Genomic DNA, 10701 nt, shown 5'->3' with positions numbered 1-10701 from the left:
TTTTTTTATTGCTGGTGTTCTGTTGATTCTTGCGAATACTTATCGCTTAGTCAGTCGCCAGACCAAGAAGATTCCAAGGGCGCTTTGGATCATGAACAGAATGCTCGAAGCGCCATGCAATCTACCGAACAGCATTGCCGAAGGAGAAAGCATCACTGGCATGCCTTGCGCTAGCGCGTTATCTCTTAGGGCATTCATCCAAGGAATAAAGACAAAAGCAGCGGCAACCGAGCAAAACAACATTGCCAATAAAAGCCAGCGAATGATTTTAAATTGGTGAAGGCTACGATTAACTAAGAGATTGGCCAGCACCATTAAGCCGATGCATACGATCATGCTTAGATAAGCCTCCAACCTGAAGATGCTACCAGCAACCATACCAGCTGCTTGGCGATCCGTCATAGTGCTAAAGATAGCTGGAGCAACGAGATAGCCCACAGTAAGGAGGCTTCCCACCCATAAGCCTGCAATCAGAATGAAGATTCTTTGAGCCCCTAAGTAACTAGAAGTATCCAGAGTCTTCATATGAAATGACTTAGAACTATTAAATGTAACGAACCGCGAGGATTTCTACTTGGCGATTACCGCCAGGAGCTTGAACAGCCACCACATCGCCCTCTTCTTTGCCAATTAAGGCACGGGCAATTGGGGAGCTAATTGAGATCTTGTTTACAGCGATGTCAGCTTCATCGTCACCCACGATTTGATAAGTGAGCTTTGTACCATCTTCAAGGTCTTCGAGATCTACAGTTGCACCAAATACGATACGTCCATTTACATCTAGGTTAGCGGGGTCAATGATCTGTGCAGCTGAAAGCTTGCCCTCAAGATCCTGAATACGCCCCTCAATAAAGCCTTGCTTCTCTTTGGCGGCATCGTACTCAGCGTTCTCAGAGAGATCACCCTGGGCACGTGCTTCGGAGATCGCAATAATGACGGATGGACGCTCAACATGCTTAAGACGATACAACTCTTCTTTGAGAAGTTCTGCACCATGCTTAGTAATTGGAATTGTGCTCATGCTTCTAACCTAACTTAAATTAATTGAGAGTCTTATGCAGATTCTGTAAGGAATATACTTCAAGAGACTCTTTGTTGCCATTTTGCGAAGTCATCAAACCATCCATCACTGCACGAGCCGCACTAATCGTGGTGTAGTAAGTCACGTTATTAGCTTGAGCGCTAGTACGAATAGATCGTGAATCAGCAATGGCCGTTCGGGTCTCATCAACAGTAGTAAATACGAGTGAGATCTCGCCATTCTTGATCAAGTCAACAATGTGCGGGCGACCATCTTTTACTTTATTTACCACGCGGACTGGTAAACCAGCTGCTTCGATTGCTGCAGCAGTCCCCTTGGTAGCCACCATTGGGAATCCCAACTGATGTAAGAGCTTAGCCACTTCAACCGCTTTAGGCTTATCGCTGTCTTTCACAGTCAACACTACAGTGCCACTCTTAGGTAACTTAATACCAGCACCCAACTGAGACTTAAAGAGTGCTTCACCGAAGGTTTTACCAACACCCATTACTTCACCAGTGGATCGCATCTCAGGCCCAAGAATCGGATCAATGCCCGGGAACTTATTAAATGGGAATACCGCTTCTTTTACTGAGTAGTAAGCAGGCTTCACTTCATTCTTAATGCCCTGCTGTTCCAAAGTTTGCCCCACCATGCAGCGAGCTGCAATCTTGGCCAACTGCAAACCAGTAGCCTTGGAAACAAACGGCACAGTACGAGAAGCGCGTGGGTTGACTTCGAGGACGTAAATAACATCTTTGCCATCCACATTCTGAATCGCAAATTGAACGTTCATCAAACCGATCACATTCAGACCCTTGGCCATTGCTCCAGTTTGACGCTTAATCTCTGCAACCGTCTCATCCGATAAAGAGTAAGGGGGCAATGAACAGGCGGAGTCACCAGAGTGAACACCGGCTTGCTCAATATGCTCCATCACACCACCGATGAATACCTGTTGACCATCACTAATACAGTCCACATCACACTCAATCGCATCATTTAAGAATCGATCCAATAAGACTGGTGAGTCATGAGAAACCTTGACCGCCTCACGCATATAGCGCTCGAGATCACGACCATCATGCACGATTTCCATCGCACGACCACCCAATACATAGGAAGGACGGACAACTAATGGATAGCCAATTTCTTCAGCAAGCTTCAGAGCCTCATCTTCCGCACGGGCGGTACGATTAGGCGGCTGACGCAAGTTCAACTCATGCAATAGCTTCTGAAAGCGCTCGCGATCTTCGGCAGCATCAATCATGTCTGGCGATGTTCCAATGATTGGAACGCCATTTGCCTCGAGATCCAAAGCCAACTTCAACGGCGTCTGACCGCCGTACTGCACGATTACACCTTTGGGTTTTTCAATGGCCACGATTTCCAGAACGTCTTCGAGCGTCAATGGCTCAAAGTACAAACGATCAGAAGTGTCATAGTCAGTAGAAACGGTTTCTGGATTGCAGTTGACCATGATGGTTTCATAACCATCTTCGCGCATTGCTAAAGCAGCATGAACGCAGCAATAGTCAAACTCAATACCTTGACCAATGCGATTCGGTCCGCCACCTAAAACCATGATCTTGTCTTTGGTGGTGGGTTGTGATTCGCACTCGCCATGCTCTGCTTCGTAGGTGGAATACAAGTAGGCCGTGTTGGTTGAGAACTCAGCAGCGCAGGTATCTACCCGCTTGTAGACAGGAACTACTTTGAGGCGGTGACGCGCAGCGCGAACTGAGGACGCATCTACACCCAACAACTTAGCCAAGCGACGATCTGAGAAACCTTTTTGCTTAATAAAACGCAATTCAGGAGCGGATAAGCTATCGATCTTGCGCTGTTTAAGCTCAGTCTCCATTGTTACGAGCTCTTCGATTTGCTCCAAGAACCAAGGGTCGACCTTAGTCTCGTTATAAATCTCATCGAGACCCATTCCCATACGGAAAGCATCCGCTAAATACCAAATACGGTCCGGACCTGGCTCGCCGATTTCTTGAATGATGTCATCTAAGTCTGTAGAAAATTCATCTAGGCCGTCAACGCCGACCTCTAAGCCACGGAGTGCCTTCTGGAAAGACTCTTGGAAGGTTCGGCCAATGGCCATTACCTCGCCTACGGATTTCATCTGTGTAGTTAAACGAGAATCCGCCTGTGGGAATTTTTCAAACGCAAAGCGAGGAATCTTCGTAACCACATAATCGATTGATGGTTCAAATGATGCTGGAGTTGCACCGCCAGTGATGTCGTTCTTTAACTCATCCAGGGTGTAACCCACCGCAAGTTTTGCAGCAATCTTCGCTATTGGGAATCCGGTTGCCTTGGAGGCCAATGCAGATGAACGTGAAACACGTGGGTTCATCTCAATGACGATCATGCGGCCATCCTCTGGGTTGATGGAGAACTGAACATTCGAGCCGCCAGTGTCAACACCAATTTCACGCAACACGGCAATCGATGCATTGCGCATGATTTGATATTCTTTATCCGTCAAAGTTTGTGCAGGAGCAACCGTAATGGAGTCGCCGGTGTGCACACCCATTGGGTCTAAGTTTTCGATTGAGCAAACGATGATGCAGTTATCGGCGCGGTCACGTACCACTTCCATCTCGAACTCTTTCCAACCCAATAGAGACTCTTCAATCAAGAGCTCGCGAGTTGGCGACAAATCCAAGCCGCGTTTACAAATCTCTTCAAACTCTTCACGGTTGTAAGCAATGCCGCCACCTGAACCACCCATGGTGAATGAAGGACGAATCACTACCGGGAAACCTACGTTGCCAGTCTCCTTCTGAATACGTTGTTGTACTTCATGCGCCTCATCCATGGAATGCGCAATACCAGACTTGGCAGAGCCCAGACCAATTTTGGTCATCGCATCTTTAAATTTCTGGCGATCTTCCGCTTTATCAATCGCTTCAGGCGAAGCGCCAATCAACTCGCAACCATATTTTTCAAGAACGCCATGACGATGCAAATCAAGTGCACAGTTCAAGGCGGTTTGTCCACCCATCGTTGGCAAAATTGCATCCGGCTTTTCGGTGGCAATAATGCGCTCCACCACTTCCCATGTAATTGGCTCGATGTAAGTCACGTCGGCCATCTCTGGATCAGTCATGATGGTTGCAGGATTACTGTTTACCAAAATAACTTTATAACCTTCATCACGCAAAGCTTTGCAAGCCTGTGCACCAGAATAATCAAACTCACAAGCCTGTCCGATCACAATTGGACCAGCGCCAATAATGAGGATGCTCTTAATGTCGCTACGCTTAGGCATTATTTGCCTCCCTTATTGCCAACATCGGTAGCATTCATTAGCTCCACAAAACGATCAAATAAATAGGCAATATCATGAGGACCAGGCGAGGCCTCAGGGTGACCTTGAAAACACAAGGCAGGCTTATCTTTCCAGGCAAGCCCTTGCAGCGATCCATCAAACAAAGACACATGCGTGACACGAATATTCTCGGGCAAGGTATTGGCATCCACAGCAAAACCGTGGTTCTGAGACGTAATTGCTACGCGCCCAGTATCCAAATCTTTTACGGGATGGTTGGCACCATGGTGACCAAACTTCATCTTCAATGTTTTGGCACCAGCGGCCAAGCCCATAATTTGATGGCCCAAGCAAATGCCAAAGGTGGGAATACCCTTTTCAATAATTTCTTTTGCAGCGGCAATCGCGTAATCACAAGGACCGGGATCTCCAGGGCCATTTGAGAAGAACACGCCATCTGGTTTCATTGCCAGTACATCAGCAGCGCTAGTCTGTGCAGGCACTACGGTTAACTCGCAGCCTCGCTCAGTCAGCATACGCAAAATATTGCGCTTCACACCAAAGTCATAAGCAACGACTTTTTTGATTGGCTTGCTGATATCTATAGTTCTGTATGCAGGTTTGCCATCAGGACCATGCAGGTCCCACTCGGCTTCACGCCATTCATAGGAAGTCTTAGTTGTGACCACTTTAGCCAGATCTAAACCAGACATACCAGGAAAGGCTTTTGCTAATTCCAAGGCTTGCTTACCGAGAACCTCTACGTCATCACCCATCTTGCCAGCAACAATCGCGCCAGACTGAGCGCCTTTGTCACGCAGGATGCGAGTGAGCTTACGGGTGTCGATTCCGGAAATGCCGACCACGCCCGCTTTGGTGAGGTAGCTATCGAGACTTTCTTCAGAGCGGAAATTAGATACTCGCTTAGAGAGGTCCTTTACGACCAACCCGGCAGCATGAATCTGATCCGACTCGGCATCTTGCCCATTCACCCCAACGTTTCCGATATGGGGATAGGTCAAGGTCACGATTTGGCGTGAGTAACTAGGATCAGTAATGATCTCTTGATAGCCAGTAAGTGCGGTATTAAAAACGACTTCGCCAGTAGTTTCGCCAGGGGCGCCAATGCTAAGACCGGGAAATAGTGTGCCGTCGGCTAAAGCCAACACGGCTGGGGGAAAAGAAGGAAGCAAGGGTGACAAACCATCTCCAGTCCCTGCTCCATCCGACGCTCAACACCCCAAAAAGACCAACCCAGGACTGTTTGTGCGGGAGGTGAGTGTCTTTAAGCGCTAGGGTAATTTATTAAGTTTTGAATCTGACAATGATACCAGTTTTGCGTATAAACCCTTGGATTCCCAGTCAATTAGGCTCAGAAGGTAACCAGCCCCCAAGTCATGCGACTGAGGGGCTGATTTGACTAATGCTGAACTAGCTTTAAGACTTCGCGCTTTGCTCGATGATGATCTTGATTTGAGCTAAAACGGTTTGATCTTCCATGGTGCTGATGTCCCCAGGATCACGCCCTTCAGCAATCGCTTGGAGTGCGCGACGAACGATCTTGCCGGAACGGGTCTTGGGCAATGCCGTGACTACATAAACGCGTCCTGGACGAGCAATCGCGCCCAATGTCGTGTCCACCGTCTTCATGCATTCAGCTTCCAGAGTAGCAGTATTTGAAGCATCCTTCGGTATGACAAAGGCAATTGCCGCCTGACCTTTGAGCTTGTCCTCAATGCCGACTACTGCCACTTCAGAGATATTAGGGTGACTGGAAATACTTTCCTCGATCTCGCGCGTACCCAAGCGGTGACCGGCAACGTTAATCACGTCATCAGTACGGCCCAAGATAAAGAAGTATCCGTCCTCATCCTTGATACCCCAGTCAAAGGTAGAGTAAATCGTCTTACCGGGAATAGTTTCCCAATAGGTGCTCACGAAACGCTTGTCATCACCCCAAACAGTTTGCATGCAACCTGGAGGCAATGGGCCTTCAATTGCAATCACACCCTTCTTATTTGGACCCAACTCTTCTGAGGTGGCGTCATCCAAGAGCTTCATGTTGTAACCAAAAGAAGGGGCACCAGGCGAACCAAACTTATGTGGCATGACTTCTACACCACGCTGAATTGCCAGCATCGGCCAACCAGTTTCTGTCTGCCAGTAGTTGTCCACAATTGGCTTCTTAATTGCATCATGAATCCAAGTCGCTGTTGGCTCATCCAAAGGTTCGCCCGCCAAGAACAATGCACGCAGACTTGAGAGATCGTATTTGGTGAGGAATGCAGGATCCTGCTTTTTCAGCACACGCACTGCGGTTGGCGCAGAGAACATGACTGACACTTTGTACTTCTCAACTAACTCCCACCAGATACCAGCATCCGGACGTAGCGGCGTACCTTCATACATGATGGTTGCCATACCGTTGAGCAATGGCGCATAAATAATGTAGCTGTGACCGACGACCCAACCAATATCAGATGTACAGAACATGGTCTCACCTGGGTTGCCGCAGAAAATATGCTTCATAGATGCCGCCAAAGCAACAGCATAGCCACCAGTGTCACGCTGAACGCCCTTCGGCTTGCCAGTAGTACCTGAGGTGTACAAAATATATGAAGTATGGGTTGCATCAACCCACTCGATAGGAACTAAGTCGCTGAGATGTTTTTGGCGCTCAGCGGCGTAATCTAAGTCACGCCCGGCTACCATAGTGAACTCAGTCAGACCGCGATTCACAATCAAGACTTTTTCTGGTTTGTAACTAGCCAGAGTAATTGCCTCATCTAGTAATGGCTTGTAAGGAACGGCCTTACCACCACGAGCACCTGCCTCGGCAGTCACAATCATTTTTGGTTTGGCATCATCAATACGTGATGCCAGGCTATGGGATGCAAAGCCACCGAATACCACAGAGTGAATCGCACCAATACGTAGACAAGCCAGCATCGCAAAGCAAGCCTCAGCAATCATTGGCATGTAAATCAATACACGATCACCCTTTTGAACACCGTTGGCTTTGTAAATTGCCGCCATACGATTAACTTCTTCGTAGAGCTCTTTAAATGTGTACGCTTTTTCTAGATTGGTTTCTGTAGAAACGGCAACTAAAGCGATTTGATCGGCACGATCCTTCAAGTGGCGATCGACTGCGTTGTAGCAAAGATTGGTTAAACCACCTTCAAACCATTTAGCAAACGGAGGGTTCGCATAATCCAGAACCTTATTAAATGGCTTTTCCCAATGAATAAGTTTTGCCTGCTCTCCCCAGAAACTATCTGGGTCTTTAATGGAGCGTTCGTGTTCTGATTTATAGGACATGGTCAACCTAAATAAGTAAATTAAAGTGTCTTTGCTTACTGAATCTTGCTAACCCCTTTGCTATTTGAAGCCTTGGGAGTCGAGATAGATACTTTCGCAGTACTATTTTTCGCAGATTTTGCAAGCCCTGTCGATGCGGATTTATGCTGAGATGCAGCATTATTTGCAGAAGAATTACCCTTAGTTGAGCCTTTTACAGTCTTCACAACAGGACATTTAGCCCCTTTTGCACATTTTTTAGGCGCTGGAGGTGCTGGCTTATCTAGACTGAGGCTGCCATTTTCAGCCATGGCTAGCGAGATATCCCCGGGACGACGACTAGTTTTAGGCACCAAAACAGTTGAGCCCGAGCGAATTCTCATTCCCTTTGGAATGCCATTAATTTCCCTGAGGGTGTCTGCATCTACACCAAGGGTCTTTGCAGCCTGGTCTACAGACTCCGTCTTAGTTACCTGAACAGCCGCCCAAGATGACAAAGGTTTAGTGTATTTCTTCAGGTTTTCTTGAAAGATTTCAGCATGCCCGAACGGCAACAAAATCTGTTGATTGGCGTTACTCAAGATCACCGGCTTATTAAAAGACGGATTGAGACTATGGAACTCCTCTGATGGGATTTCTGATAGCTTGATCGCCAAATCCACATCAATATCGGATCCCACATCGACCGCCACAAAGTAAGGGTGATTTTCCAGCTCGGGCAACACAATTCCATAGGCCTGAGGGTCTAGAACAATCTGTCGATACGCCATTAACTTGGGCACATAGTTCCGAGTCTCGTTTGGCATTTTGAGACTGAGGTAATCCGTAGGCAAGCCCGCCGCTAAGTTTCGCTTCTGCGCCTTGGAAACGTTGCCCGCGCCCCAGTTGTAGGCAGCAAGAGCAAGATCCCAGCTACCGAACTGTTTATACAGGCGCTGCAGGTAATCTAGTGCAGCGTCGGTAGATTGCAACACATCCCTGCGCTCATCCCTAAAGACGTTTTGCGTCAAACGAAAATCTTTTCCAGTAGCAGGCATAAATTGCCACAAGCCCATCGCCTTAGCACTGGATTTTGCATTTGTCACAAAGGCACTTTCAACAAAAGGTAGTAATGCAATCTCTGTTGGCATCTTGCGAGCATTCACCTCTTGCACGATATAAAACAAATAGCGTGAAGAACGCGTCATGGAGCGATTGACGTAATCGGGACGAGCACTCAACCAACGCACCTGCTCAATCTCTAGGGGCGTGCTCATGGGCTCCATCTCAAAACCATCCCGAATGCGAATCCATAAATTGCTCGATGGTGCATACAGATCGCTTACTGACTGGTTCTGTAAATTTACCCGTGCTGCTTTGCTTGCCCGCGGATCTTTCCGGGTCGGGGTTTCAGAAGACCAATCACCAGTACTCGCGCATCCAGAGAGCGCGGCAATCAGCAATATCGCCGCATAACGCCACAGCATCAGAATTGATCCTTCCAAGCACGAATCACTGCTAAGACATGTGCGGGAGTTGGTAGGGATTTTTCACCAGAAACTTGTAATGCTGCGTCAATCACTTCCTTTTGATCGCAGCGCATAAAGGGATTAACTTGTAACTCTTGTCCAATGGTTGTGGGCAAAGTGGGTAAGTTTTGATCGCGTAATGCTTTAGCAGCGTCTGCCCAAGTAATGAGGTTTGCATTATTGGGCTCAACAGCCAAGGCAAAGCGAATATTAGATAAGGTGTATTCATGAGTGCAATACACCAGAGTGTTTTTTGGCAAGACCATAAACTTCGCGAGAGACTGGCTCATTTGAGTGGGGGTGCCCTCAAATAAGCGACCACAACCGGAGGCAAACAAGGTATCGCCACAGAACAGCATCGGCTCCACTACATTCGCCTGCATATTTGCAAAATAAGCAATGTGACTTAAGGTATGGCCCGGCACCTCGTATACCTCAAGGCTAATGCGCGGCGCGACCACCTCAATCTTGTCGCCTTCCATCATGGCATTGGTACGACCCGGAATATCAATCATGGCTGGGCCATAAACAGGGATGTCGGGACCAAGGGCCTGCAATAAAGCCAGGATGCCACCAGTATGGTCTGCATGATGATGGGTAATTAGAATACCGGTCAGGGTCAGTTTATTTTCATCGAGGTAGCGCAATACAGGGACAGCATCACCTGGATCCACGATTAAGGCCGATTGACCATCATGAACACACCAGAGGTAATTGTCATCAAAGGCCGGTATCGGCCAAACCTGCAATAAAGTATTCTTCACCATATACCGATGATACCAACCCCACCCTCCCCATCTCAGATGCCCGCACCACCATGGAGTTCATGGGAAAAGTGGCTGCAATCCCCTCCAGGACGCTATGTTCTGGCCTGGGAGCAAAAATGCTTCGACCAGATCGTGGCCGATGTCTTTGGTTTTTATGCAGTACAAATTGGATTACCCCAAATAAATACCTTGGCAGAAAACCGTATGCCTTTGCAGGCCCTTTTGATTGATTCCAACGATCGCCAGAAGCATGCCAATGGATTTGCTTGGCACCAAATCGAAGGCAATGCCAATGAACTGCCCTTTGCCTGCGAAACCATCGATTTATTAGTGTTGCCGCATGTCCTGGAATTTGCTACTGACCCCCATCAAATTCTGCGCGAGGCGGAGCGCGTACTTCGCCCTGAAGGTCGCTTGATTATTTCTGGATTTAATCCAGCCAGTCTTTGGGGTATGCGCCAATATCTTAGTAGATTGATCGGCAGTCCCTATCTCCCGAGAGACGGGCAATTTATTAGTCTTCTGAGAATCAAAGACTGGCTACAGCTTCTCAATTTCTCCCTAGATCGCGGTCACTTTGGCTGCTACAAGCTCCCGCTTAGTGGAGAGTCAGGCATGGCCAGAATGGATTTCATGGAACCGGCCGGCAATCGCTGGTGGCCTATTTTTGGGGCTGTTTTCTTGGTTTCCGCTATTAAGCGTCAGCAAGGCATGCGCCTCATCGGCCAGGTCCAGGGCTTGCGCATTCCAGTAATGACACAACTGACTCCAGCAGCTGAAAGCCGTCAGAATCTAGCAAATCACCAAGACCCAGTAAATTAA

General features: G+C 47.9%; 8 protein-coding genes. 1 reads left to right on the top strand and 7 read right to left on the bottom strand.

The window, feature by feature from the left end; translation table 11 throughout:
• Positions 1-39: 39 nt before the first annotated feature.
• From CBI30_RS03825 to gloB, 7 genes are all read right to left on the bottom strand, one after another.
• Positions 40-525, bottom strand: coding sequence for a DUF4149 domain-containing protein (locus CBI30_RS03825; RefSeq protein ID WP_088527004.1), 486 nt, complete (start codon positions 523-525; stop codon positions 40-42).
• A gap of 19 nt (positions 526-544) precedes the next feature.
• Positions 545-1021, bottom strand: coding sequence for a transcription elongation factor GreA (gene greA, locus CBI30_RS03820; protein ID WP_088527003.1), 477 nt, complete (start codon positions 1019-1021; stop codon positions 545-547).
• 19 nt (positions 1022-1040) lie between these two features.
• Entirely contained in the window at positions 1041-4304 is a 3264-nt protein-coding gene (carB, locus tag CBI30_RS03815; protein ID WP_088527002.1) for a carbamoyl-phosphate synthase large subunit, read from the bottom strand.
• Positions 4304-5497, bottom strand: coding sequence for a glutamine-hydrolyzing carbamoyl-phosphate synthase small subunit (gene carA, locus CBI30_RS03810; RefSeq protein ID WP_088527008.1), 1194 nt, complete (start codon positions 5495-5497; stop codon positions 4304-4306). The genes carB and carA overlap by 1 nt, the downstream gene beginning before the upstream one ends.
• Positions 5498-5741: 244 nt before the next feature.
• Entirely contained in the window at positions 5742-7625 is a 1884-nt protein-coding gene (locus CBI30_RS03805; RefSeq protein WP_088527001.1) for a propionate--CoA ligase, read from the bottom strand.
• A 35-nt stretch (positions 7626-7660) separates the two neighbouring features.
• The gene (locus CBI30_RS03800) at positions 7661-9070 is read right to left on the bottom strand and encodes a transglycosylase SLT domain-containing protein (RefSeq protein ID WP_088527000.1); all 1410 of its coding nucleotides are present in this window, start codon (positions 9068-9070) and stop codon (positions 7661-7663) included.
• Positions 9070-9879 carry a hydroxyacylglutathione hydrolase gene (gene gloB, locus CBI30_RS03795; protein WP_088526999.1) on the bottom strand — a complete coding sequence of 270 codons (810 nt, stop codon included), beginning with the start codon at positions 9877-9879 and terminating at the stop codon, positions 9070-9072. Before gloB ends, CBI30_RS03800 begins: the two co-directional genes overlap by 1 nt.
• Before the next feature lie 36 nt (positions 9880-9915).
• Here gloB and CBI30_RS03790 point away from each other — a divergent pair, with 36 nt between their 5' ends.
• Positions 9916-10701: a class I SAM-dependent methyltransferase gene (locus CBI30_RS03790; protein ID WP_088527007.1), complete on the top strand. Its 786-nt coding sequence runs from the start codon at positions 9916-9918 to the stop codon at positions 10699-10701.

Source organism: Polynucleobacter aenigmaticus (assembly GCF_002206635.1).
GTDB classification, from domain to species: domain Bacteria; phylum Pseudomonadota; class Gammaproteobacteria; order Burkholderiales; family Burkholderiaceae; genus Polynucleobacter; species Polynucleobacter aenigmaticus.
Note: the sequence above shows the minus strand (reverse complement) of the source record. Positions and strands in the feature narration are given on the sequence as shown.

Coding starts and splice junctions, on each gene's coding strand:
- carB (WP_088527002.1), bottom strand. CDS start 4,304: ATGCCTAAGCGTAGCGACATTAAGAGCATCCTCATTATTGGCGCTGGT.
- CBI30_RS03800 (WP_088527000.1), bottom strand. CDS start 9,070: ATGCTGTGGCGTTATGCGGCGATATTGCTGATTGCCGCGCTCTCTGGA.
- greA (WP_088527003.1), bottom strand. CDS start 1,021: ATGAGCACAATTCCAATTACTAAGCATGGTGCAGAACTTCTCAAAGAA.
- CBI30_RS03790 (WP_088527007.1), top strand. CDS start 9,916: ATGCCCGCACCACCATGGAGTTCATGGGAAAAGTGGCTGCAATCCCCT.
- CBI30_RS03805 (WP_088527001.1), bottom strand. CDS start 7,625: ATGTCCTATAAATCAGAACACGAACGCTCCATTAAAGACCCAGATAGT.
- gloB (WP_088526999.1), bottom strand. CDS start 9,879: ATGGTGAAGAATACTTTATTGCAGGTTTGGCCGATACCGGCCTTTGAT.
- CBI30_RS03825 (WP_088527004.1), bottom strand. CDS start 525: ATGAAGACTCTGGATACTTCTAGTTACTTAGGGGCTCAAAGAATCTTC.